At 69.6% G+C, this 24,178-nt stretch carries 23 protein-coding genes; 10 read left to right on the top strand and 13 right to left on the bottom strand.

The genetic code is table 11. The features are described 5' to 3' along the window. Positions 1-16 precede the first annotated feature (16 nt). The 8 genes from H036_RS0111635 to H036_RS0111600 all read right to left on the bottom strand — a co-directional run bounded on the left by H036_RS0111635 (position 17) and on the right by H036_RS0111600 (position 9,332). Positions 17-1,501, bottom strand: a complete 1,485-nt coding sequence (locus tag H036_RS0111635) for an aldehyde dehydrogenase (protein ID WP_017934962.1) — start codon at positions 1,499-1,501, stop codon at positions 17-19. Positions 1,502-1,544: 43 nt separating this feature from the next. Continuing rightward, complete coding sequence (locus tag H036_RS0111630) at positions 1,545-3,959, bottom strand: AMP-binding protein (RefSeq protein WP_017934961.1); 2,415 nt, start codon at positions 3,957-3,959, stop codon at positions 1,545-1,547. Further along, positions 3,960-5,501 (bottom strand): class I adenylate-forming enzyme family protein, encoded by a 1,542-nt coding sequence (locus tag H036_RS0111625; protein ID WP_017934960.1) that lies wholly within the window; start codon positions 5,499-5,501, stop codon positions 3,960-3,962. Between the two features lie 70 nt (positions 5,502-5,571). Continuing rightward, a complete protein-coding gene (locus H036_RS0111620; protein WP_017934959.1) occupies positions 5,572-6,084 on the bottom strand; it encodes an aromatic-ring-hydroxylating dioxygenase subunit beta in 513 nt (170 codons plus the stop codon). Next, positions 6,081-7,394, bottom strand: a complete 1,314-nt coding sequence (locus H036_RS0111615; protein ID WP_017934958.1) for an aromatic ring-hydroxylating oxygenase subunit alpha — start codon at positions 7,392-7,394, stop codon at positions 6,081-6,083. The genes H036_RS0111620 and H036_RS0111615 overlap by 4 nt, the downstream gene beginning before the upstream one ends. Next, positions 7,391-7,915 (bottom strand): Zn-ribbon domain-containing OB-fold protein, encoded by a 525-nt coding sequence (locus H036_RS22630; protein WP_017934957.1) that lies wholly within the window; start codon positions 7,913-7,915, stop codon positions 7,391-7,393. Before H036_RS22630 ends, H036_RS0111615 begins: the two co-directional genes overlap by 4 nt. Then, complete coding sequence (locus H036_RS0111605; protein WP_017934956.1) at positions 7,912-9,072, bottom strand: thiolase family protein; 1,161 nt, start codon at positions 9,070-9,072, stop codon at positions 7,912-7,914. The genes H036_RS22630 and H036_RS0111605 overlap by 4 nt, the downstream gene beginning before the upstream one ends. Next, the gene (locus tag H036_RS0111600; protein ID WP_017934955.1) at positions 9,069-9,332 is read right to left on the bottom strand and encodes a hypothetical protein; all 264 of its coding nucleotides are present in this window, start codon (positions 9,330-9,332) and stop codon (positions 9,069-9,071) included. Before H036_RS0111600 ends, H036_RS0111605 begins: the two co-directional genes overlap by 4 nt. Positions 9,333-9,542: 210 nt before the next feature. On the opposite strand from H036_RS0111600, the gene H036_RS0111595 reads away from it, so the two are divergent. From H036_RS0111595 to H036_RS0111555, 9 genes are all read left to right on the top strand, one after another. After that, positions 9,543-10,451 carry an alpha/beta fold hydrolase gene (locus H036_RS0111595; RefSeq protein ID WP_017934954.1) on the top strand — a complete coding sequence of 303 codons (909 nt, stop codon included), beginning with the start codon at positions 9,543-9,545 and terminating at the stop codon, positions 10,449-10,451. Further along, positions 10,448-11,272 (top strand): 2-oxo-hept-4-ene-1,7-dioate hydratase, encoded by an 825-nt coding sequence (hpaH, locus tag H036_RS0111590; protein WP_198289954.1) that lies wholly within the window; start codon positions 10,448-10,450, stop codon positions 11,270-11,272. Before H036_RS0111595 ends, hpaH begins: the two co-directional genes overlap by 4 nt. Beyond that, on the top strand, positions 11,272-12,039 hold the full coding sequence (locus tag H036_RS0111585) for an aldolase/citrate lyase family protein (RefSeq protein ID WP_017934952.1): 768 nt from the start codon (positions 11,272-11,274) through the stop codon (positions 12,037-12,039). The genes hpaH and H036_RS0111585 overlap by 1 nt, the downstream gene beginning before the upstream one ends. 66 nt (positions 12,040-12,105) lie before the next feature. Further along, positions 12,106-13,278, top strand: coding sequence for an acyl-CoA dehydrogenase family protein (locus H036_RS0111580; protein ID WP_017934951.1), 1,173 nt, complete (start codon positions 12,106-12,108; stop codon positions 13,276-13,278). Between the two features lie 15 nt (positions 13,279-13,293). Then, positions 13,294-14,322: an acyl-CoA dehydrogenase family protein gene (locus H036_RS0111575; protein WP_017934950.1), complete on the top strand. Its 1,029-nt coding sequence runs from the start codon at positions 13,294-13,296 to the stop codon at positions 14,320-14,322. Next, positions 14,319-15,470, top strand: a complete 1,152-nt coding sequence (locus H036_RS0111570) for an acetyl-CoA acetyltransferase (protein WP_017934949.1) — start codon at positions 14,319-14,321, stop codon at positions 15,468-15,470. The genes H036_RS0111575 and H036_RS0111570 overlap by 4 nt, the downstream gene beginning before the upstream one ends. Beyond that, the gene (locus H036_RS0111565) at positions 15,467-17,041 is read left to right on the top strand and encodes a class I adenylate-forming enzyme family protein (protein WP_017934948.1); all 1,575 of its coding nucleotides are present in this window, start codon (positions 15,467-15,469) and stop codon (positions 17,039-17,041) included. Before H036_RS0111570 ends, H036_RS0111565 begins: the two co-directional genes overlap by 4 nt. A 13-nt stretch (positions 17,042-17,054) precedes the next feature. Next, the gene (locus tag H036_RS0111560) at positions 17,055-17,258 is read left to right on the top strand and encodes a ferredoxin (protein WP_017934947.1); all 204 of its coding nucleotides are present in this window, start codon (positions 17,055-17,057) and stop codon (positions 17,256-17,258) included. Next, positions 17,255-18,193: an LLM class flavin-dependent oxidoreductase gene (locus tag H036_RS0111555; protein ID WP_017934946.1), complete on the top strand. Its 939-nt coding sequence runs from the start codon at positions 17,255-17,257 to the stop codon at positions 18,191-18,193. Before H036_RS0111560 ends, H036_RS0111555 begins: the two co-directional genes overlap by 4 nt. 18 nt (positions 18,194-18,211) lie before the next feature. Here the strand turns inward: H036_RS0111555 and H036_RS0111550 are convergent, their stop codons facing one another. From H036_RS0111550 to H036_RS0111535, 4 genes are read right to left on the bottom strand one after another with little or no spacing between them, the layout of a single operon-like run. Further along, positions 18,212-19,135, bottom strand: a complete 924-nt coding sequence (locus tag H036_RS0111550; RefSeq protein WP_017934945.1) for an SDR family NAD(P)-dependent oxidoreductase — start codon at positions 19,133-19,135, stop codon at positions 18,212-18,214. Between the two features lie 33 nt (positions 19,136-19,168). Then, positions 19,169-19,594: a Zn-ribbon domain-containing OB-fold protein gene (locus H036_RS0111545; RefSeq protein ID WP_017934944.1), complete on the bottom strand. Its 426-nt coding sequence runs from the start codon at positions 19,592-19,594 to the stop codon at positions 19,169-19,171. 5 nt (positions 19,595-19,599) lie between these two features. Then, positions 19,600-20,421 carry an enoyl-CoA hydratase/isomerase family protein gene (locus tag H036_RS0111540; protein WP_017934943.1) on the bottom strand — a complete coding sequence of 274 codons (822 nt, stop codon included), beginning with the start codon at positions 20,419-20,421 and terminating at the stop codon, positions 19,600-19,602. Positions 20,422-20,434: 13 nt separating this feature from the next. After that, on the bottom strand, positions 20,435-21,682 hold the full coding sequence (locus H036_RS0111535; RefSeq protein WP_017934942.1) for a cytochrome P450: 1,248 nt from the start codon (positions 21,680-21,682) through the stop codon (positions 20,435-20,437). Positions 21,683-21,792: 110 nt separating this feature from the next. Here H036_RS0111535 and H036_RS0111530 point away from each other — a divergent pair, with 110 nt between their 5' ends. Continuing rightward, on the top strand, positions 21,793-22,428 hold the full coding sequence (locus H036_RS0111530; RefSeq protein ID WP_017934941.1) for a cysteine hydrolase: 636 nt from the start codon (positions 21,793-21,795) through the stop codon (positions 22,426-22,428). Here H036_RS0111530 and H036_RS0111525 read toward each other — a convergent pair. Continuing rightward, positions 22,397-24,031: a bifunctional 3-(3-hydroxy-phenyl)propionate/3-hydroxycinnamic acid hydroxylase gene (locus H036_RS0111525; protein WP_017934940.1), complete on the bottom strand. Its 1,635-nt coding sequence runs from the start codon at positions 24,029-24,031 to the stop codon at positions 22,397-22,399. The genes H036_RS0111530 and H036_RS0111525 overlap by 32 nt on opposite strands. Positions 24,032-24,178: the final 147 nt, after the last annotated feature.

The following is a 24,178-nucleotide window of genomic DNA, read 5'->3' as shown; positions in this document are numbered from 1 at the left end:
GTCCTCTCGATGTCCCTCAGCCGAGGGTGAACGGGTCCCGGGTCTGCCCGCTGAGCTCGACCCAGATGGCTTTGGTCTCGGTGAAGTCCTTGACGGCATCGATGCCGTTCTCCCGGCCGATCCCGCTGGCGCCCATGCCCCCGAACGGCACGTTGGGAGCCACCGCGCGGTAGGCGTTGATCCAGACGGTGCCGGCGTGGAGCTGTCCGGCGACCCGGTGGGCGCGGGTCACGTCGCGGGTCCAGACAGCGCCCGCCAGGCCGAACTCGGTCCCGTTGGCGGCGGCGATCGCCTCGTCCTCGTCGGCGAAGGTCGAGACCGTGAGAACGGGACCGAAGATCTCCTCCGCCGCGGCACGCATGTCCGCAGTCACCCCGGTCAGGACCGTCGGCTTGACGAAGAGACCACCGAGGTCGCTGGCCGGCTCGCCGCCGTACGCGATCGTCGCGCCCTGCTCGCGCGCCGACTCGAAGTGCGAGAGCACCTTCTCGTACTGCGGCTGGTTGGAGACCGGACCCATCTCGGTGGCGGGATCCCGGGGATCACCGAGCACGATGGTGCTGGCGCGACGTACGACCCTCTCGACGAGCTCGTCGGCAACGCTCTCGTGGACCAGGAGACGCGAGCCCGCCAGGCAGGTCTGCCCGGTGGCGGCGAAGATCCCCGAGACGATGCCGTTGGCGGCGGCCTCGAGGTCGGCGTCGGGGAAGACGACCTGGGCCGACTTCCCGCCGAGCTCCAAGGTGAAGCGGGTCAGGTTGCGCACGGCTGCCTCACCGACCTTGATGCCGGTGCCGGTCGAGCCGGTGAAGGCGATCTTGTCGACCCCCGGGTGAGAGGCCAACGCCGCGCCCGTCTCCGGGCCCCACCCGGTGACGACGTTCATCACGCCCGGCGGGAACCCGGCCTCCTCGAAGAGACGAGCGAAGGCCAGCGTGGAGACCGGCGTGTGGTCGCTGGGCTTGACGACGAAGGTGCAGCCGGCCGCGAGACCGGCCGCGAGCTTCCAGGTCAGCAGGAGAAGGGGCGAGTTCCACGGCGTGATGGCGCCGACCACCCCGACCGGCTCGTGCGTGGTGTAGACGAGGTAGTTCGACTTGCCGGGGATCACGGTCCCCTCGAGCTTGTCCGCCATGCCAGCGAAGTAGTGGTAGTAGTCGGGCAGGCTGCGCATCTGCCCACCCATCTCGCGCAACAGCTTCCCGCCGTCGCGGACCTCCAGATCGGCCAGGTGGTCGGCGTGACGGGCGATCACGTCGCCCAGCCGACCGATCAGCCGACCGCGCTCGGTCGCGGTGAGCCGGCCCCACGGGCCGTCCAGGGCCGCTCGCGCGGCCTGCACGGCACGGTCGATGTCGCCGGCGTCGCCATCGGGCACCACCGCCCACGTCGTACCGGTGTAGGGATCGATGCTCTCGTAGGTCCGCCCGGACCCGGCCGCGACCTCCGCGCCGCCGATGATGAGGGAGAAGGCGAGGTGCTCTTCGGTGCCGATGCTCATGGCAGGTCTCCTGGAAACTCGTGGATGGGCAGTGCCGCGGCGCTCAGCGCAGCCGCGGTGCGCGCTTGTTCTGTCGGGCGTCGGAGCGGCCCGGCCCGGCGTTCCCGATCTGGGTGTAGGAGAGACCGTTGCGCATCGCCATCGCCGGGGTCATGTCCAACGCCTCCCAGATCGCCCGGACAGTGCCCTGGATCGCCTCCGGACGCCGACCGGCGATCTCGGTCGCCAGCGCCTGTGCGCGTGGCCAGAGCTCCTCGCGGGAGGTCACCTCCGTCACGATGCCGACGCGAAGCGCCGTCTCAGCGGTCATCCGCTCGTCGCTGCCGAGCAGTGCCCAGCGGAGCACCTCGCCCAGAGCCACACCACGGGCGAGCATCCCGATGGGCTCGAGGGCGGAGACCATCCCGCCGTTCGCGTGCGGATCGAAGAAGGTCGCGTCCTCGGAGCAGATCACGATGTCGGACTGGTTGAGGAAGTACGCCGCCCCGCCGGCCGCCATCCCGTGGACCGCGCAGATCACCGGCTTCCAGACGCTGTGGTGCCGAGGCCCCAGCTCGATCCCGGGATCCACCTGGTTCCACACGTTGAGGTGGCCCCACCAGGGACCCTCCTGGATGTCGAGGCCGGTGCAGAAGGCGCGCTCGCCGCTCGCACGCAGCACCGCTACCCGGATGTCGTCGTCGTCGCGGACCCGGGCCCAGACCTGGGACATCTCACGCGCCATGGTCTCGGTGAAGCTGTTGAGCCTGTCGGGACGGTTGAGGGTGATCGTCGCGACGTGGTCGGCGACCTCGAAGATGATCGTCTCGAAGCGCTCGGCCTGAGGGGTGGACAGGGCGGTCATCGAGGCTCCTGTGGGCTCGGTGCCGACAGGCAGGAACTGCCGCCGGAGATCGGACTTGACCAGCTTGCCCAGCGGGTTGCGCGCCAGCGTGGGCACGATCTCGACCTGCTCGGGGAACTTGCGGATGTTGAGCGACGTCGTCCGGAGATGCGCCTGCACCGAGGCGAGGCTCGGCGGCAGTCCGGGGTCAGCGGGGACGACGACCGCGCACACCCGCTCCCCCGACTCGTCGTCCGGCAGCCCGATGACGGCGACGTCGGCGATGGCCGGATCGGTGCTCAGAGCCGCCTCGACCTCCTGGGCCGAGATGTTCTCCATCTTGCGCACGATGATGTCCTTGAGCCGCCCGGTCACGCACAGACGACCGTCGGCATCGAGGAAGCCCAGGTCGCCGCTGCGGAAGAACCCGTCGTCGTCGAGCGCTCCTGCGTTGAGGGTCTCGTCGACGTACCCGTGGAAGAGCTGCGGACCGCGAACGCGGATCTCCCCCACCTCGCCGCGGGCGAGAGGGCGTCCATCGGCCCCGACGATGCGGACCTCACCCCCGGGACCGGGAACGCCCTCGAAAGCGGCGTGCTGCTCCTCGGTGTCGCCCGGGGTGCCCCAGGTGATGTAGGGGCATTCGGTCATGCCGTAGCCCGAGATGATGCCGACGCCACCGAGCTTCGCGGACGCGGCCGCGCTCAGCGCGTGCGGGCGACCCGAGCCGCCACCGAGGGTGGCGCGGGCCGACGGGAACAGCGGAACCGTCCCGCGCTCCGCGGCGAGGCGCAGGTAGGCGTTGGTGAAGGGCAGCCCGGACCCGATCAGGGTCGCCCCTTCCTCGATGAGGAGGTCAGCGTTGCGCTCAGGGTCGAAGGCGGCGCTGACGATGAGGGCGTGCCCGATCAGGAGGGCGTGCAGCATGTGGGCGATGCCGCCCACATGGGCGACCGGCACGAAGGCAGCGCACCTGTCCGCCGCGGTGACCTCGATGTTCGTGACGAAGGTGCGCGCCGCTGCGACCAGGCCGGCATCGGAGTGGCGCACGCCCTTGGGTGCAGCCGTCGTGCCCGAGGTGTAGAAGACCCAGCTGACAGCATCGGCGTCCTGAGGGGCATGGGGCACGCGGCGTGCATCGGGACCGCCGTCGAGGGGCGCGCTCAGGTCCTCCTCGAGGATCAGGACGTCGAGACCCGGGACCGCTGCCTTCACGGTCTCGGCCATCGCGGCGTGGTCGAAGCCACGATGCTCACGCTGGACGATGAGCAGGGTCGTGCCGAGCTGGCGCGCCACGAACTCCACGTCCGGCGCCCGCAGCGCCGGGATGATGGGGTTCTGGACGGCGCCGAGGCGCGACAGCGCGGCGGCGAGCGCCATCGCCTCCACCGTCGTCGGCAGCTGCCACGACACCACGTCCCCGGCGCGCACTCCGCGGGCGCCGAGGCCCTCGGCGTACGACGCCGCCAGGTCACGCAGCTGAGCGAACGTGACCCGGCGCCCGTGCTCGTCGACCGAGAACTCAGCCTCGGGTGTCGCCTCGGCGCGGTCCACGACCAGCTGCCAGACTCCGGACGTCGACAGCATGTCTTCGTCGAGCGCCACGCCGGCGGGCCCGGCCACCATCTCGCTCATCTACTTCACCGCGCCCTGCAGCTGGTCGACGATCTCGCGCTTGAGGATCTTCCCGGCCGGCCCCAGCGGAAGCTCGGTGGCGAACTCGAAGCGGCGAGGCTGCTTGTAGCCGGCCAGGTCCTGGCGGCACAGCGCCTGCAGCTCGCCGGCGAGTACGCCGAGGTCCACCTCGCCGCGCGGCACCACGACAGCCACCGGCGTCTCGCCCCACTCGGGGTCGGGGAGGCCGACGACCGCGACCAGATCGACCTGGGCGTGGTTCGCGATCACCCGCTCGATCTCGCCCGGATAGACGTTGAAGCCGCCCGAGATGATCATGTCGGTCTTTCGACCGGTGATGTGGAGGTACCGCTCCTCGTCGAGGAAGCCGAGATCGCCCGACCACAGCCCCTCGGGACGGAACGTCTTCGCCGTCGCCTCGGGCATGTTCCAGTAGCCGACGGCTGACGCGTCGCTGACCATCACGATCTCGCCGATCTCACCGGCCGGGAGCTCACGGCCGTCGCCATCGACGATCCGGATCGTGCACATCGGCGTCTCCTGGCCGCACGAGGTGAGGATCGACGTCTTGCCGGCCACCATGTCGCGGTGGTCCTGGGGGGTGAGGATCGTCGCCTGGCCGCCGCACTCGGTGAGGCCGTAGCGCTGCTGCATGTCGCAGCCGAGCAGGTTCATCGCCTTCTCCGCCAGCCCCGGAGGCACCGGTGCGGAGCCGTAGCTGATGCGGCGCAGGCTGGACATGTCGCGCGGCGGACCCTCCTCGAGGATCCGCAGGGTGCGCTGCAGCATGGTCGGGATGAAGGTGGTGAAGGTGATACCGCTGCGCTCGATCTCGTCGATCACCGCCTGGGGGTCGAACCGGTGGTGGATCACCATGGTCTGGCCCAGGTAGGTCCAGGCCAGGGTCCGGACCATGCCGCCCGCGGTGAAGAACGGCGTCGTCGCGAGGTAGACATCGGACCGATTGGCCTCGGTGACGATCGTCGTGTCGACGACCTGGGCCAGCATGCCCCGGTGCGTGTTGATCACGCCCTTGGGCCTGCCGGTGGTGCCGCTGGTGTAGAGGATGAACTGCGGGTCCGCCGGCACCAGGTCGGCCGGCGTCGGGTTCGTCGTCACCGACGAGGCGAGTGCGGACTCGTAGTCGGTGCCGACAGTGGCGCTCCCGATCTCGAGCACGACGTCGAGGTTCTTCAGCTCGGCGCCGAACCGCTCGACCTGGTCGTGATGGATGACAGCGGCGCGAGCACCTGAGTCGTCACGCACGTAGGCCAGCTCGTCGGCGGCGAGCCGGATGTTGACGGGCACGGCGATGAAGCCCGCCTTCGCCAGCGCGAAGACGATCTCCGGCCACTCGACGGTGTTGCGAGCGATCACCAGGACCCGGTCACCCTTGGTCAGACCGCCGGCGGCGAGGTGGTTGGCGAGCCGCAGCGCACGCTCGTCGACATCCGACCAGGTGAGCGTGCGATCGTCCACGACGATCGCCTTCTTGTCCGGGACACGGCGCGCGTTGTTGGTCGAGATCTCACCGATAAGCACGAGTTACCTCACTTGGGTCGAACGATGGGGTCGGCGGCGGCAGACGAGTCGAGTGCCTGGTTCTGACCGGTCAGATCAGGAAGGCCAGCGTGTTCACCGGGCCGCCGGCGCTCACCAGGTGCACGGTCTTGCCGGCGAGCCTGAGGCCGGCCGGCGTACGTCGGACCGTGTGGACCACACGGCCGGCCCAGGTCCGCTGCTCGTGGCGGTACTCGACCAGGACGAAGTTCGAGGCGACCGTGACGGTCTCCTCGTCCGCGGCGAGGACCTCCATGTTGCCGAGCACGCGGCGCATCACCGAAGGAGGTGTCTGGGCGTGCCTGTTGCCGGTGTTGAGCTGGGCGACGCGGCTCTTGATCCGGTTGCGGTTGTCGTAGATGTAGGAGAGCCGCGTGCGCGGGTCGTCCTCGGGGTGCATCGGCACCCAGTAGAGGGCGTCGTCGTCCCACAGCTGCTCCCACTCCGAGTAGCGCGCCTCGTCGGCGAGGCGGGCTTCGTAGTACAGGAACGCAGCGACGTCGGGATCGGGCACCGGGAGGGGTCCCGGGACGGCGGCCTGGGTCACGTCGGCGGTGACGGTCATGCGCGGATCTCCTGTCCTACGACGCTGGCCCACTGGCGGTAGAAGCCGCGCTGCGGGGTCTCGGCGCTCTTGTCACTGTTCACGACACCGGTCTCGTCGATCACATCGGTCTCGACGCCGCGCGACAGCTCGAGCCACTCCGGATCGTGCGCGGCGAGGCCGGCCTGGTTGCGCATGCCGATCTCGCCGTCGTCGGCGATCAGGAAGCCGGCCGGGCCCATCGCACCCTCGGAGCGGCGCAGCGTGCGCTGGTTGAGCTTGTCCTGTCCGGGCACCAGCACAGCGGTGGTGTAGGCGACGGTCTCGTCAGGAGCGATCGGCTCGACGTACATGACGTTCATCTCGGCGAGGAACAGGTTCGGCCAGATCAGCGTGTGCGAGGGCCCGACGACCAGGGCGTCGTGCGCCTTCTCCGGACCATGGCGGTCCTCGAGCGCCGCGACGTAGTCGGGCAGCTTGGCACGCGGGATCCGGCCGTACCAGACGAACTCCTCGTCGAGCTTGCGGTACTCGGCGGAGTAGTCGATCTCGGAGTGTCCGCTGCCGATGTCGCGTACGACGACGTCGACCTTGGCCGGGATGTGCGAGACCTTCGCCGGCCGGATCGCGTCGTACACCGACGCGTGGGTGAACAGGGCGTGGTAGCCGTCGACGTTGTTCTCGACGACCATCTTCCAGTTCGCGTGGTGGAGGTGCTTCATCCAGCCGGCGCGCAGCTCGATCTTCCCGGTCGGCGAGAGGTCGAGGACGCGGTCGATGGCCTTGGCGGCGCCGCCGAGGTGCTCGGCGAGCGAGATCCCCTCGGGAGCCAGCGAAGCGAAGACGAACCCGCCGTAGCTGTCGACGCGGGGCGCCTCGGCCATGCCGAGCTGCGAGCGCACCTTCTGGAACTCGGTGCCGTAGCCGTCGCGCATCGGCACCGCTGTCAGCGAGCCGTCGTTGCTGAAGGTCCAGCCGTGGTAGGGGCAGCGGAAGGAGTTGGCGTTGCCGGCATCGGCGTTGCACAACCGGTTGGCACGGTGGCTGCACCGGTTGAGGAGCACCCGGATCTGTCCGTCCTTGCTGTGCACCACCACGACCGGCTCCGAGCCGATCCGCCGGGTCAGGTAGTCCCCCGACTCGGCGATCTCGCTCTCGTGGGCGACGTAGACCCAGCCCGTGCGGAAGATGGTGTCCAGCTCACGCTGGAAGATCTCGGGCGAGGTGTACACCGAGCCGTGGACCCGGTGGTCCTGGACGACACTCGCGACGTCGAACGCGTCGGGCGTCGGCGGCTCGACCGCCGGACGGTCGGTTTCAGTGGTGGTCATGCGGGAGCCTCCGTTTGGCTGAGGGCGGTGCTGGTGGTGACGGTTGGCTCGGGGTTGTGCGGGCGGGCCGAAGGGATCCGGACACCCCCGAGATCACGGAAGGTGATGTGCACGGGATCGCCGATGGCGGGAGCGCTCAGCTCCGCGTCCGCCGTGGTCATGACCAGGCGGTGACCGCTACCGAGCTCCACGTCGAGGATCGGGTACGGCGCGGAAGCCAGGACCAGACCCGGCTCGCGACGGTGCATCATGGTGGCCGCGTGGACGATGCCGACCGGCTCGACCCGGCGCCAGGCGATGTCGGATCCGCCGCAGCCGTCGCAGACCTGCTGCTCGAGGTCGAGGGGCAGGGAGCAGCTTGCGCAGAACGGCAGCACCAGCTGGCCGAGCGCGGCTCCGTCGTAGAGCGGCTGGAGGACGTCGCCCTCGATGATCGGGGCCAATGAGTCCGCCAGAAGCCAGTCCGAGCCGGTCATGGTGCCGGTCTCTCGGCTGGTCTCCGTGCTGAGGCCGGCGCTCATGCGGCCCGCTCCAGCACGAGGGCGGCGTGATGATCGAGCCGACCGCCGATGCCGCCGACGAGGGCGACCGACGCACCCGGGACCTGGCGGTCCCCACCCTCAGCGCGGAGCTGGACCATCGCCTCGGCCAGCGGCGTCATGCCTTGGAGGTAGAACCCGGAGAGCTGACCACCCCCGGTGTTGGTGGGAAGGCGGCCGCGCGGCCCTGTCTCGCCCGCGCGGACGAAGGTGCCGGCCTTGGCGCCGCCGGTCAGGTCGTACTCCTCCAGGAGCATCAGGGTGACGACGGAGAACGGGTCGTAGAGCTCAGCAAGATCGAGGTCGGAGCGCGACATGCCGGCGTGCTCGAGCGCGTCGTCGACGGCGCGTCGACCGCCGCCGAACCAGGACTCGGCTCCGGCGCGGCGATGACGGACCGGGTGGGATCTGCCGGTGCCGCGCACGGCGAGTCGCGCCGGATGGCCGATGGCGACGTCGTTGCTGAGGATCACTGCGACCGATCCGTTCACCGGACGGGCACAGTCGAGGCGCCGCAGCGGCGTCGAGATCAGCGGGCTGGCGAGATAGTCGTCCGCGCTCAACGGCGTCCGTGCCACCGCCGCCGGGTTGTCGACCGCCCACGCGCGCTGGGTGGTGACGATCGCGGCCAGGTCCTCCGGGCGGGCCCCGGAGACGTGCATCCAGCGCTGAGCCAGGAGCGCGTACGTCGGCACCGAGCCGAGGACACCCGAGGCTCGCTCGAGGCCGCGGGTGCCCGACTGGCCACCGCTGTGGGCGTAGGTCGAGCCGGCACCCCTGCCCGCGACGAGCGGTGCGTCGGCGAAGACGCAGACGACCGTCCGGGCCTCGCCGGCCGCGATGGCCAGGGCAGCACGCTGGATCATCGCGATCGTGGTGGCGCCCTTGATCTCCACATGCTCGAGAAGGCGCAGATCACCGAACCCGCCCTGGGCGGCGAAGGCGACTCCGAGGCGGTCCGGACGGATCCCCTGCGAGGAGCCGACCAGGAGGCCGTCGACGTCCGCCCGGGTGATCGCCGCGTCGGCCAGGGCCAGGTCCACTGCCTCGCGGGCGAGCTCCTGGGGAGCGGCACCCGGAGTGGTCGACATCGCCGTCATCCCCAGCCCGACCAGGTCGACCCGATCGCTCGCCGTCATGACGGTCGCTCCGAGGTACTCCGCTCGTCGCGGTAGGCACCGACCTTGAGCCACTGCAGCCGGTCCTCGGCGGTGGCCAGGCACAGGCTCGCTAGCTCGAGGGGCTCCAGGAAGATCGAGTCGCCGGTCTCAGCGTCCTCGACCAGCAGCCGTGGGCCGTTCCCGGCGTGATCAAGGGATAGGCGGACGACAGCGAACTCGTTCATCAGCACCGCTAGCTCGCGGCGCTCGGGCACGGGCGTCGGCTCGTCATCGACCATGGCACAAGTCTTATCGGATACCACTGTCAGAAACAAGCCCTTCTGTGGAGCAGGTCACGTCGGCGACACGAGCGATTTCTCAGCTGAATCGCCGCTTGCCCCTGGCAATTCACGCTCACGAGCGGCAGACTGCGGCGAAACGGACAATAGAGACGCTATCGTCAGATAGTTGGTTGAGCCGGCTGCTGGGGCGGCCCTGGAAGGGATGACATGAGCGAGACGACGACAGTGAGTGCCCCCGAGGCGACGACGGGGCCGGAGACGGCATACCGGAGCATCTGGGGCTTCCTGCGCGAGCTGGAGTTCCGTCAGGGCTTCATCGACGTCGGCGGGGTGCGCACTCGGTACGCCGAGGCCGGCTCCCCCGACCTGCCCACCGCGATCCTGCTGCACGGCACCGGCGGGCACTGGGAGACCTTCGCCCCCAACCTGGCCGCGCTGAGCCGGCACTACCACTGCATCGCCATCGACATGGTGGGCAACGGGTTCTCCGAGAAGCCCGACTACGACTACGAGATCCCGGTCTACGTCCAGCAGGCGCTCGGCGTGCTCGACCACTTCGGTGTCGAGAGGGCCCACTTCATCGGCATGTCGCTCGGCGCCTGGGTGTGCGCCGCCACCGCCGTCACCCACCCCGAGCGGGTCGACAAGGTGATCCTGATGTCGCCGGCCGGCCTGATCGCCACCGCGTCCAACATGGCCCGGATCCGAGCGGAGCGCACGGCGGCGGTCAACAACCCCACCTGGGAGTCGATCCACAAGGTCTTCGCCCACCTCATCGCCGACGAGGCCAACCGCCTCCCCGACCTGATCGCGCTGCGTCAGGCGATCTACCAGCGCGACGACACCCGCGAGACCATCGAGCGCCTCCTGATCCTGCAGGACGCCGACGCCCGCGACCGCAACCTCATTCCCGAGGAGAAGTGGGCCGCCATCCAGGCGCCCACCCTCGTCATCGCCGCCGGCAAGGACCACTCGGAGTACATGAGCACCGCCAACACGGTCGCTCGCCTGATCCCGAACGCCGAGGTCTTCGAGATGCCGGGCGTCGCCCACTGGCCGCACTTCGAGGACGCGACCTCCTTCAACCGCGCCGCACTCGACTTCCTGGCGCGGTGAGGCGGGTGGTCGACGAGCGCGTCATCCGCGACTACGCGCGCCGGCTCCACGAGGCTGCGCGCTCCCGTGCACCGATCCGGCAGCCGTCGCTGGAGCATCCCGAGCTGACGATCGAGGACGCCTACGCCATCCAGCGTGCCGGCGTCGCACTCCAGGAGGCCGACGGCCGACGCGTCCTCGGACGCAAGATCGGTCTGACGTCCAAGGTCATGCAACGCGCGCTGTCGATCGCGGAGCCTGACTACGGCGTGCTCTACGACGACATGTTCTTCGAGGACGGCGGCACCGTGCCTGCGGGGCGGTTCATCCAGCCTCGCGTCGAGGTCGAGCTCGCGTTCGTGCTCGGCGAGGATCTCGCCGGGCCGGGTGCCACCCTCTACGACGTCCTGCGTGCCAGCGAGTACGTCACGCCCGCACTCGAGATCCTCGACGCGAGGGTGCAGATGAAGGACCCCGAGACCGGCCACCTGCGCACGATCATCGACACCATCGCCGACAACGCCGCCGACGCCGGGATCGTGCTCGGCGGCCGGGTGGCGCGTCCTATGGACGTCGACCTGCGCTGGGTCGCTGCCCTCCTGCTGCGCAACGGGGTGATCGAGGAGTCCGGTGTCGCGGCGGCCGTGCTCAACCACCCGGGCAACGGCGTCGCCTGGCTGGCGAACCGGCTCGCCCCGCACGGCGTGACGTTGAGGGCCGGCGAGGTCATCTTGGCCGGCTCCTTCACCACACCCGTCTTCGCGTTGCCCGGCGACACCTTCGTCGCCGACTACGGCCCCTTCGGCACGGTCTCGGTCCACTTCGCCCGTGAGGTGGACTGATGGCCCGCAACGCGTGGATCCGCCGTACCGAGGAGCGGCCGCAGTTCGGGATGTGGATCGCGGCCGGCAACGCCTACACCGCCGAGATCTGCGCCGGCTCAGGGCTCGACTGGCTGATGCTGGACACCGAGCACGTGCCCAACGACATTCCTGCCGTGCTCGCCCAGCTCCAGGCGACGGCGGCCTACCCGATCGAGGTCCTGGCCCGTCCAGGCTCGAGTGATCCGATCGAGATCAAGCGACTTCTCGATATCGGGGTGACGAACCTGATCGTCCCCATGGTCGACTCGGCTGAGGAGGCGGCGGCAGTGGTGGCCGCGACCCGCTATCCACCCGAAGGCATCCGCGGGGTGGGCAGCGCGCTGGCTCGCGCCTCACGGTGGGGCCGCATTTCTGACTATCTCATCACTGCAGGGTCCCGAATCAGCGTCACCGTCCAAGTGGAGTCGGTCGCCGGTCTCGAGGCACTCCCGGCGATCGCAGCCGTTGACGGCGTGGACGCCGTCTTCATCGGCCCTGCCGACCTGGCGGCTTCGCTCGGACACCTCGGGAACCCGGAGCATCCCGACGTCGTCGCCGCCATTGAGCGGGCGATCGCCGTGATCGTGCAGTCCGGAAAGAGAGCCGGCGTGAATGCGTTCCGCGAGCCGGTCGCCCGAGGCTACGTCGCGGCCGGGGCGAGCTTCGTCCTCGTCGGCGCCGACGTCACGCTGCTGGCCCACGGCAGCGCAGCGCTCGCCTCGACGTACGCGCAAGATCGCAACTGACTCTTTCATCTGACGCTACTGTCACTTATGATCAGGGGAACAGCCCCGGTCTAGGAAGGTCCCTCCATGGATTTGGACTTCACGGACGAGCAGGTGGAGTTCCGCGACGAGGTCCGCACGTGGCTCGCGGAGAACAAGCCGCGCGAGCAGCGTCCGGACGACGCCGCGGGCATCCGGGAATACGACCTCGGCTGGCAACGGACCCAGTGGGACGGCGGCTGGGCAGGCATCGCCTGGCCGACGGAGTACGGCGGCGGCGGACTGTCCCTGACCCAGCAGCTCATCTGGTACGAGGAGTACGCCGCCCAGGGGCTGCCCGGCATCGATGCGACCTTCGTCGGTCTCAACCACGCCGGCCCGACGCTGATGACGCGCGCCAGCGAGGAGCAGCGGGCCTTCCACCTCCCCCGCATCCTCAGGGGTGAGGCGGTGTGGTGCCAGGGATTCTCCGAGCCTGACGCCGGCTCCGACCTGGCCTCGCTGCGCACCCGTGCCGTGATCGACGGCGATGAGCTGGTGATCAACGGCCAGAAGATCTGGACGAGCTTCGCGAACATCGCCGACTACCAGGAGCTGCTGGTCCGCACCGACGCGACCGGGTCGAAGCACGAGGGGATCACCTGGGCGATCTGCGACATGCGCCTCCCCGGCATCGACGTCCGCCCGATCACCACCATCGAGGGCGGCGCGGAGTTCTGCGAGGTCTTCTACGACGACGTCAGGATCCCGCTGAGCAGCGTGGTCGGCACCATCGGCGATGGCTGGAGCGTCGCGATGTCGACGCTGTCCTTCGAGCGTGGCACCGCCTTCACCGCCAACCAGGTCCGGCTCGCCAAGATCGTCGAGGACCTCATCGACTTCGCCCGCGACCACCTCGGCCCCGACGGTCGGCGACCGGCCATCGCGGACGACCAGATCGCGCGCCGTCTCGCCGAGGTGCGGGCCGCCGTCGCGTCCTTGCGGGCGATGACCTACGTCGGCATCTGCGACGCGATGCGGACCGACACACCTGGGCCGCGCGGCTCGATGCTCAAGCTGGTCTATGCCGACCTGTGCAAGGAGATCGCCGCCCTCGGGATGGACATCGTCGGGGCGGACGCCCTGCGTCGTACGTCGCGGTGGGAGCCCAACGGCTGGGTCGGCTACTACTACTACGCCTTCTCGCAGTCCATCGGAGGCGGCACCTCCGAGATCCAACGCAACATCATCGGCGAGCGCATGCTCGGGCTGCCGCGATGAGAGAGAGCTGATCACATGGACCTCCTTCCCTCCCAGGACCAGCTGGACCTGATCGCGGCGGCCTCGGACTTCCTCGAGAGCCGCCTCCCGATCGAGGGGATACGACAGCGGGCGGACGATCCGTCCGCCGTCGACCCGGACGCATGGCGTGAGGGGGCCGAGCTCGGCCTCCTGACCCTCGGCCTCGACGAGGAGTACGGCGGCTCCGGCCGACTGCTCGACGACGAGGCACTGCTCTTCGCGACGTTGGCCGAGCACCTCGCTCCCGGCCCCTACCTGGCCTCCACACTGGGGGCACGTGTGGCCGCGCAGTGCGGCGACCTTCCGCTCGCCACCGCCATCGGTGAGGGCAGCACCTTGGTCGGCCTCGCCGAGCTGCGCGGCGACGGGTGCATCGGTCCGGACTCGATCAAGGGCACCTTCGACCTGATCGACCACGCCGGCGCGGCGTACCTGCTGGTGGCCAGCCGGCAGGGGACGGCACTGGTCCGGGCCACCCAGTTCCCCGACATCGGGGACCTGCCCTCCGCCGATCCGGGCTCCCGGCTGGCGACCGCCACGGTCGATGCCGCGACGGTGAGCCACTGGCTGCCCGCCGAGACCGACCCGCTCTGGCTCCGCGGCACCGTGCTTGCCGCCGCCGGGCTGGCCGGCCTTGCCAATGCGTTGACCACGATGTCGACCGAGCACGCCAAGCTCCGCGTCCAGTTCGGTCGCCCGATCGGGGTGCACCAGGCGATCAAGCACGCCTGTGCCGACATGGCAGTGGCTGCCGACGCGTCGCGCTCACAGATGCTCTTCGCAGCCGTCTGCGTCCAGTCGGGTCGCGAGGACGCCGCCTTCCAGGCCTACGCCGCCAAGGCCGTCGCCACCAAGGCTGCCATCGGGAACGGTGCCGCGACGATCCAGGTCCACGGCGGCATGGGCTACACCTACGAGCACAACGCTCACCTCTACCTCAAGCGGGCCCACCTCCTCGCCCATCTGTTCGGCGAGCCGGCCGAGGTGCTCGCCGAACTTCTCGACCAGGGAGCACCCCAGTGAATCGCAAGGTGGCCATTGCCGGCGTCGCCCTCTCCGACGTCGGTCGGGTGGACGACAAGAACGCCTACGAGCTGATGGCCCAGGCCAGTCGCAGGGCACTCGCCGAGGCGGGGCTGCGCCCCGACCAGGTGGACGGGCTGGCCTCGACCAGCCAGGGGACGCTGCCGCCGACGGACGTCGGTGAGTACCTCGGGCTCCGGCCTCGCTGGATCGACTCCACCTCGGTGGGCGGCGCCTCGTGGGAGGTCATGCTGGCCCACGCGACCGATGCGATCGCTGCCGGCCATGCCGACGTCGTGCTGCTGACCTACGGCTCGACCACCCGCGCCGATCTCCGCAAGGGCCTGCGCACCGCGAGCATCAACTGGGGCTCTCGCGGACCGTTGCAGTGGGATGCCCCCTACGGTCACACCCTGATCTCCAAGTACGCGATGGCCGCGCGCCGGCACATGCACGAGTACGGCACCACCATCGAGCAGCTCGCCGAGGTGGCGGTCTCCGCTCGCTACAACGCGCAGGACAACCCGGAGGCCTACTACCGCGACCCCATCACGGTCGAGCAGGTGCTGTCCGGGCCGATGATCGCCGATCCGTTCACCAAGCTGCACTGCTGCATCCGCTCCGACGGCGGTGCTGCGGTGGTCCTGGTGGCCGAGGACCGCGTGACCGACCTCAAGACCAAGCCCGCCTGGGTGCTGGGCACCGGCGAGGCCACCTCGCACATGCTCACCAGCCAGTGGGAGGACCTGACGGTCGGCCCGGCGGCGGTGACCGGACCGCTGGCGTTCCAGCGAGCCGGGCTCACCCCTGCCGACGTCGACGTGGCGGAGATCTACGACGCCTTCACCTACATGCTGCTGGCCACCATCGAGGACCTCGGCTTCTGCGAGAAGGGCGAGGGCGGCGCGTTCGTTGAGAAGGGCAGTCTCCGACTCGGCGGGTCGCTCCCGACCAACACCGACGGGGGCGGTCTGTCCGCGTGCCATCCGGGTCAGCGCGGCCTGTTCCTCATCGTGGAGGCGGTCCGTCAGCTGCGTGGTGAGTGCGGTCCCCGCCAGGTTCCGGACGCGAGGATCGCCTGTGTCAGCGGCACCGGTGGCTGGTTCTGCTCCAGCGGCACCGTCATCCTCGGGACCGACCGGCCATGACCGGCCAGCCGGCGGTGCAGCGCGACGCGGGCGCTGCTCCGCTGCGCACGGCCGACTTCGCCAGCACCGCCGACCTCCTGGCGGCCGCCGCCGAGGTCCACGGCCATCGCGACGCGTACGTCGACCAGGACGGCACCCGACTGAGCTTCGCCTCCTGGCGCGACCGTGCCACCTCGGTCGCAGCACTGCTCTCCCGGCGGGGCGTCGGCAAGGGCGACGTCGTCGCGCTGATGATGCCCTCGGGCATCGACTACGCGGTCTGCTACGCCGCTGTCGCACTGCTCGGCGGCATCACCACGGGCCTCAACACCCGCTACGGCATCCACGAGGTCACCGGGGTCCTGGCCAAGGCCGGCCCCCGGCTGGTCGTCCGCGATGCCGAGGCCGGCGTTCCCGAGGCTCCGCCCGGCATCGAGGTGATCACGCGCTCGGAGGTCGTGCGGGCCAGCCTCGCCGCTCCGGTCGCTCCCGTGCCTCCGGTCGAGCTGGATCGGTCCGACCCGGTGACGATCATCTTCACCAGCGGGACCACCGGCCTGCCGAAGGGGGCCGTGTTCGACGGCGACAACCTGGCTGCCTTCGCCGATGCGGCTGGGGTGCTGAGCGCGCCGTACGCGCGGCGCCTGACCTCGACGCCGTTCCCCCACGCCGGTTACATGGCCAAGCTGTGGGACCAGCTCATCTGGGGCATGGCCATGGTCGCCTCCCCCACACCCTGGTCGGCTCGCAGGATGTTCGAGACCCTCCGCGACGAGCAGGTCACGGTCGGCGGCGGCGTCCCGACGCAGTGGGCGAAGCTCCTCGAGGAGCCTGGCGTGAGTCGCGCGAGCCTGCCGCACCTGCGGATCGGCATCGTCGCCACTGCGCCCGCCTCCCCGCAGCTGATCGAGCAGACCACGGAGCGCCTCGGCGTACCTCTCGTGGTGCGCTACGCGATGACCGAGTCCCCCACGATCTGCGGAACCGATCCGGGCGACCCGGCGGACGTCCTGTTCCGCACGGTGGGCCGCCCGCAGGCCGGGATGTCGGTGAAGGTGACCGACGCCGACGGACAGGCGCTACCGGTCGGCGAGGTGGGCACGGTCCGGGTCAAGGGCCCCTGTGTCATGCGCGGCTACTGGCGCGAGCCAGAGCTGAGCCGCACCGCCTTCGACGCGGATGGGTATCTGGTCAGTGGCGATCTCGGTCTGCTCACACCCGCCGGCGACCTCCAGCTGGTCGGCCGCCGTGGCGATCTCTACATCCGGGGCGGATTCAACATCCACCCGGTCGAGGTCGAGCAGGTGCTCACCGAGCATCCGGCAGTGCGCGGGGCCGCCGTCGTCGGCCACGCCGCGCCGGTGATCGGTGAGATCGGCGTCGCCTTCGTCGTGGCCGCCGACCCGAAGCACCCGCCGACTCTCGACGAGCTGCGGGCATGGACACGCGGCCGGATCGCCGACTACAAGGCACCGGATCGGCTGGTGCTGGTCGAGGAGCTGCCGCTCACCGCGATGTCCAAGCTCGATCGGGTCCAGCTCCGCTCGTTGCTGGCCGACGACGCCCACGAAGGCCAGCTCAACCCGACCTAGCAGGAGTGATTGCATGCGCGTCCAGATCGATCTCGACTACTGCGAGGGCCACGGCCGTTGTCACGCCGCCGCCCCTGACCTGTTCGCGCTCGATGACGACGGCTTCGCCGCCCAGGGCGAGATCGAGGTCCCGCCGGACCTGGAGCACAGCGCCGTCGACGGCGCGGGTGCCTGTCCGATGGGGATCATCCACATCGTCGACGGCGCCGACGGGTGAGTGCTGCCGGTCCCCTCGCCCTCGGCGTCTACGTCCCTCAGTTCAAGACCGACGTCACCACGATGGTGACCCTCGCCAGATCGGCGGAGGAGGCCGGGTTCCACTCCTTCTGGGTGATGGATCACCTGCTCACGCCGGGGGCGCCGCCCTGCGACACCCTCGAGAGCTGGACCCTGCTGACGGCGGTCGCGTGCGCTACTGCCCGGATCCGGCTGGGCCACCTGGTCGGCTGTGCACCCTTCCGGCACCCTGCCCTGCTCGCCAAGATGGCCGCGACCCTCGACCAGGTCAGCGCGGGGCGTCTCGAGCTCGGTCTCGGCTGGGGTTCGGTCGAGAGCGAGCTGACGGCGTACGGCTTCGGTGCGGCGAGCAGGCGCGAGCGCGCTCAGGCGCTCGGGGAGACCCTCGAGATCCTCGACCTCATGTTCGCCGGCACCCCCTTCGACTATGCCGGCGACCACTTCACCCTGAAGGGCGCCTACGGACTCCCCCGTCCCGTGCAGGACCGGATCCCGGTCCATGTCGGCGGCGGCGGCCGCCAGCTGACCATGCCGCTGGTGCGCCGTCACGCCGACTGGTGGAACTGCGTGGGGAGCGCGCGCGACCGGTTGGACGAGCTGGCTCTGCTTCGGGGCCGGGCCCGCATCTCGGCGCAGTACGCCGTCGGTGTGATCGCCGAGGAGTCCGATCGCGAACGGGTGAGTGCCTCGGTGGCCAAGCGGCTGCCGAGCGCGGCGTGGGGAGAGCCGCTCGTGGGGACCGCGGACGAGCTCGTCACGTCCTTGGCTCGCGAGCAGGAGCGTGGCGTCGAGCTCGCCATCCTGCGCTTCCACGTCACGTCTCCGGACACGCTGGCCTGGTTCGGTGCCCACGTGGCAGAGCCCCTGCGCACACTCCCCCGTGGAGCGGGTGAGGTGCCCAGGGGCTCTGGGTGAGGTCGGTGAGCGCCTTGGTCAGCCGCCGAAGCGAAGACCACTGGCCCGCGTGCCGAAGACGTCGACGCCCATCGTGTGGCCCAGCTTCGTGGCATCCCAGCGCTTGCCGCCGCTGGAGACGGTCGCGACCGGCTGCCAGCCCTGGAGCCATTGGATGTTCTCGCCGAGCGCCTTGATGACCTGCCCGCTGACGTGGCCGGCCTCCGGACTGGCGAGCCACGCGACCACCGGGGATCCGAGCGAGGGGTCCTTCGGGTCGAACACGTCGTCGGCGAGCTCGCCCGGCTCGATCGCCGGAGCCGAGCCCGGCATCGAGGCCGACATGCGCGTGCGGCCACCGGGACTGATCGCGTTGACGGTGGCGCCGATCGAGGCCAGCTCGAGGCTGAGCGTCTGGGTCAGGCCCACGATGCCGGCCTTCGCCGCGGCGTAGTTCGTCTGGCCGAAGTGGCCCTGTAGGCCGGCGCCCGAGGTGGTGTTGATGATCCGGCCGTAGACCGCTCCACCGGTCGCCTTGGACTCCTCGCGCCACTTGCGGGCAACGGCGCGGCTGAGCAGCCACGTACCGCGGACGTGGACCCGCATGACGAGGTCGAAGTCCTCGACCGACATGTTCCAGATGGCCTTGTCGCGCACGATGCCGGCGTTGTTGACCACGATGTCGAGGCGGCCGAGCTGCTCGTAGGCGCGCTCGACCAGCGCATCGACCTGTGCCTCGTCACCGACGTCGCTGAAGTCCGGTACGGCGCTGCCGCCGCGCTCCTTGATGAGCTCGACGACCTCGTCGGCCACCTTCCCGGTGCCGGATCCGTCCAGGGAGGTGCCGAGGTCGTTGACGATCACGGTCGCGCCGTGCTTGGCCAGCTCCAGCGCGTGACCGCGGCCGATGCCGTGGCCGGCGCCCGTCACGAGGGCGATCTTTCCTTCGAGCAAGCCGCTCATCTTCTCTTCTCTCCTTGCTTGGGTGGTGGTCTGCTACGAGGCGGGCCGGAACACGATCGCGTCGAGCTCCTCGGTCAGCGATCGGAAATCGACCTCGACCGGCATGCCGACCGAGAGGTCATCGGGGGCGCAGCCCTCGATGTTGGTCATCAGTCGCGGCCCTTCCTCGAGCTCCACCAGTGCTGCGACGTACGGGAGCCGGGTCTTGAAGGGGTGCAGATCGTTCACGTAGACCGTCGAATAGGTGTAGAGCGTGCCGCGACCGCTTGCCTCCCGCGGGTGGACGTCCTCGCTCCAGCAGAACGGGCAGAACGGGCGCGGGTAGTGGTGCACCTTGCCGCATGCGCCACACTCGGCTATCAGCAACGTGCCCGCCTTCGCCGCGTCCCAGTACGGACGGGTGTCCGCCTCGACGGTCGGCAGGTCGGCACGAGGCCTCTCAACGCTTTTGTCGGTCATCGCTGTCACCAGCCCTTGAAGTCGGTCGGTCGCTTCTCCACGAAGGACCTGACGCCCTCGGTGGAGTCGTGTGCATACGACTGCAGTTCCTGCGCCATCGCCTCGGCCACGAACGAGCCGGCCCGATCGGTGTCCGGCGAGTCGTTGAGCAGCCGCTTGGTCAGGCCGATCGCGGTCGTCGGTCCGGCGGCGAGGCGATCGGCGTAGTCGGCGACGGCGGCATCGAGGTCGGCCGCCGGCACGAGCCGGTTGACCAGGCCGATGGCCAGCGCCTCCGCGGCTGTCAGCTTCTCGCCGAAGAACGCCATCTCCTTGGCCTTCTGCATGCCGATCCGTCGCGGCAGCATGTAGGCGCCGCCGCCGTCCATGACCAGTCCACGCTTGACGAACGACTCGGCGAAGTAGGCGTCCTCGACCGCGACGACCAGATCGGAGGCGTAGACGAGGTGCGCGCCGATGCCGGCAGCACCCCCCTGAACGGCCGCTACGACGGGCTTGGTGCAGTCGAGCACGGAGGCGACCAGCTTCTGAGCACCGCCGAGGATCGTCCGCATCGCGTTGAGCGGGCGCTTCTCGGTGGTGCGGCCCCCGGCGAGCCGCAGGACGTCGGCGCCCGCACAGAAGTGCCGGCCGTTGGCGCGCAGGACGACGACACGCACCTCCGGATCGACGTTCGCCTGCTCGAACAGGGTGATGAGTGCGTCCCGGTCGTCCGGCCGCAGCGCGTTGGCAGCCTCGGGTCGGTTGAGGGTGATGGTCATGACACCGTCGGCGACGGCGTGCACGATCGTGGTGCCGAGACTGTGCTCGACCGTTGTCCCGGTCACGTGGATCTCCTTCTCAAGGGCGGGTGTAGCGGGCCTGGAGATGCTTGACACCGTGCAAGAAGTTGGACCGCAGCATCTGCGGCTCGCCGACGGCACGGATGTCGGGCAACTCCTCGAAGAGCGCCTTGAAGACCACCTGCAGCTCGAGGCGCGCAAGGTGAGCACCGAGGCAGAAGTGCGGCCCCGGTGCGCCGAAGGCCACGTGCGGATTGGGATCCCGGGCGATGTCGAACCGATAGGGGTCGGTGAAGACCTGCTCGTCGCGGTTCGCGGAGTTGTACCAGAGCACGACCTTGTCGCCCTTGGCGAAGGTCTGGTCGCCCAGTGTCACTCCGTCACGCGTGACCGTACGGCGGAAGTGGATCACCGGCGTGGCCCAGCGGAAGATCTCCTCCACGGCCGAGACGGCGTAGCGCTCGTAGTCGGCCTGCCACCGATCGCGCTCTTCGGGGTGCTGGGTCAACGCCAGCAGCCCGTGGGTGATCGCGTTGCGGGTCGTCTCGTTCCCGGCGCCGACGAGAAGGATGAAGAAACGCGCCAGCTCCGCAGGGGTGAGGTTCTCCTCGTCGGCGGCCACCAGCTTGCTGATGACGTCGTCGCGCGGATGGGCGACACGTTCCTCGGCCAGCCCGCTCAGCAGATCGATCAGCGCCACGCTCGCAGCCGTGACCGCCTTCTCGATCCCCGCGCGCGACTGGTCGGAGATGTACTCCGCGTCGGTCGCGCCCAGGATGACGTTGGTGGCGTTGAAGATGAACTGCTCGTGCTCGCGCGGGACACCGAGCATGTTGCTGATCACCCGCAGCGGCAGCAGCGCCGCGAACTCGGAGACGAAGTCGCACTCGCCGCCCTGGGGCATCTCGCGGATGATCTCGCGGGAAGTCGCGTCGATCTCGCCGCGCAGCGGTCCCAGCGACTGGTGGGTGAAGCCGCGGGACACGATCTTGCGCAGGCGAGCGTGCTCGGGGTTGTCCATGTCGATGATGGAGCCTCGATAGGCGCGGAGCTGCTCGGGCTGGTCGAAGATCTGCGTGCCCCCCTCACCCGAGCAGAAGTCATCGGGCCTGCGGCTGACCTCGAGCACGTCGGCGTGACGCGTCAGCGCCCAGAAGCCGGCCTCGCCCTGCGGGCTGATCCTGACGAAGGGCCTCGGGTCGTCGCGGCGGTGTCGGGCGAAGGTGGCCTCGCGCTCGGCCGGGTCCGCCAACCACCAGCTGAGGTCGTTGAGCGAGCTGAAGGCGAGCGACTCTGCTCCATTCATGTGGCGATTCTGGCACTACTGTCACCATGAGGCAAGACCGCTTCTGTGCGTAATATGCGCGCTCGATAACCCTTGAGGACTTGGAACACCTGGCGTTAGTGTCACTTTTCGTGAGCCCTTATGAAGCACCGGCACTGATCATCAGCGAGTGTCAACGAGGCATTCTCGACGCTGACCGCTCGGTCTCCAGCGGGCTGGCCGAGCAGGCCGCCAGCCGCGGCATCGTGCCGCGCATCGGAGCGCTCGCCGACCACTTCCGCCAGCACCGGCTCCCCGTGGTCCACTGCATCATCGAGCACAGGCCCGACCAGGCGGGCATGCTGCCCAACTCCTATCTCGGTGTGATGGCGCTGCGCGCGCACAGCATGGCGGCCGGCACGCCGGACGTGGAGATCCCGCCGGAGCTCGGCCCCCGACCCTCAGACTTCGTCAGCACCCGTGCGACCGGCCTCACGGCGTTCTACGGCACCGACCTCGACGCGACGTTGCGCCTCAACGGCGTGCGGACACTCGTCCTGGTCGGCGTCTCCACCAACCTCGCGCTGCCCGGCCTCGCCGTCGAGGCGGTCAACCGGGGCTACGACGTCGTCCTGGCCGAGGACTGCACGGCCGGCTCCTCGGCGCAGACGCACGAGTTCCTGGTCACCAACCAGCTCACGCTGACGGCACGGATCTCCAGCGCCGAGGAGGTCGTTGCTCGACTCCCCCGCCACGTCACTCCAGCAGCCGCCGCATCTGCGCGGTGACCTGCTCGAGGTCGTCCTTCGAGCAGATCGCGGCGACGTAGCGGTCCGGACGCAACACGATCACCTCATCCTCGGGCCGGCGCAGCAGCCAGTCACGGAAGAACCCGTCGACGTCCTCGACCTGCACGGACCCAGCGTCAGCGCTCTCGCTCGGGCGCTTGCGACGGGTTCCGGCCTCCGGACCCGGACCGCTTCGCGGAGCAAGCACCTGCACGAAGCGCGCACCGATCGATCGCCACCAGTCCGCCGCTTGCGGGCTGAGCGACACCTCGGGATCGCGGTGCAGGCCGAGCACGGCGAAGGACGTGCCCAGAGCGTCGTCGAGCTTGACCCGATCGCCACTCGCGGTCTCCACGTCGGGCTGGCCGAACATCGTGCCGACCGGCGCCCCCGGCAGACCACCGACATAGGGCAGCACGGCGCCCTGCCGGTAGCGAGGCATCGGCTTGTACTTCATCTGCAGGATGTAGTCGCGCGCACCGGGGATCCGCTGCGCACCGCGGAAGGCCAGATCGCGGAATCGTTCCGTGACCCGATTGCGCGGGGCGTACATCTCCCCCATCCGAGTGGCGAACTGCACCATCGTGCTGGCGTGCTCGCGCCGCTCGGCGTCGTAGGTGTCGAGCAGCGCGTCACCGGCGTGGCCGTCGATCACGTACGCCAGCTTCCAGGCCAGGTTGGTGGCATCACGGATGCCGGAGTTCATGCCCTGACCGAAGAACGGCGGCTGCAGGTGCGCCGCGTCGCCGGCGAGGAACACCCGCCGGTCACGGAAGCGCTCCGCCGTACGCGAGTGGTGCCAGTAGACGGTGCTGCGCAGCACCCGGGGGCGCGACCCCTCGGGATACCTCGGTGCGACCAGGTCACGCAACACCCGCCCCGGCTCGCTCAACGCCACCTCGTCGTCCTCGGGGAGAAGCTTGAACTCCCAGCGCCGATGGCCATACGGCAGCGGCACCATCAGCACCGGCCGTCGGGGATCGCAATAGACGGCCGAGTACGGCGCATCGAGGTCGTCGTCCTCGACGTCGACCACCAGCCACTTCTGCGGTGCGGTGCTGCCGACCATCTCGATGCCGGCGACCTTGCGCACGGTGCTGCGCCCGCCATCGGTGCCCACGAGATAACGAGCGGTGAGCAACGAGGTGGTGCCGTCGGAGTCCTCGACGAAGGCACGCACCCCGTCCACGTCCTGCTCGTACGCCGTCAGCGTGGTGCCGAGACGCAGCTCGACGGTCTCGCTGGCGGCCAGACGCTCCCGCAACGCCGCCTCGAACAGGGGCTGGAGGAAGTTGTTGCGCCGCGGCCAGCCGAACGGCCGAACACTTGGCTCGACGTGCGCCATCAACCGGCCCCAGGACGTGTAGTAGCGGATCGGCGTGTTCTGGGTGATGTCCTCGAGCAACCGCTCGACGACCCCGACTGTCTGATAGGTCCGCAACGACTCGTCATCGATCCCGACCGCACGGGGGTGTTCGTAGATGTCCGGCTCCGCATCGATCACGACCGCGCGGATGCCCCACATCGCCAGCAGGTTCGCCAGCGTGATGCCGCAGGGGCCGGCCCCGACGACGATGACGTCGAGATGGTGATTGTCTGACACTTCTCTCCTCATCAGCCCGCGTCGAGCGCTACAAGATCGTCGCAGACGCGGGCGACATGGTCCATGGGATCGGCGGGCTGCCTTGTGGTTCGGTGCCGCGAAGGGCGCCGGCGGGACCGGCCGTGACCCCGATCGAGGTCAGGGCCG

It is taken from the genome of Nocardioides sp. Iso805N (assembly GCF_000364605.1).
GTDB lineage: Bacteria > Actinomycetota > Actinomycetes > Propionibacteriales > Nocardioidaceae > Nocardioides.
Note: the sequence above shows the minus strand (reverse complement) of the source record. Positions and strands in the feature narration are given on the sequence as shown.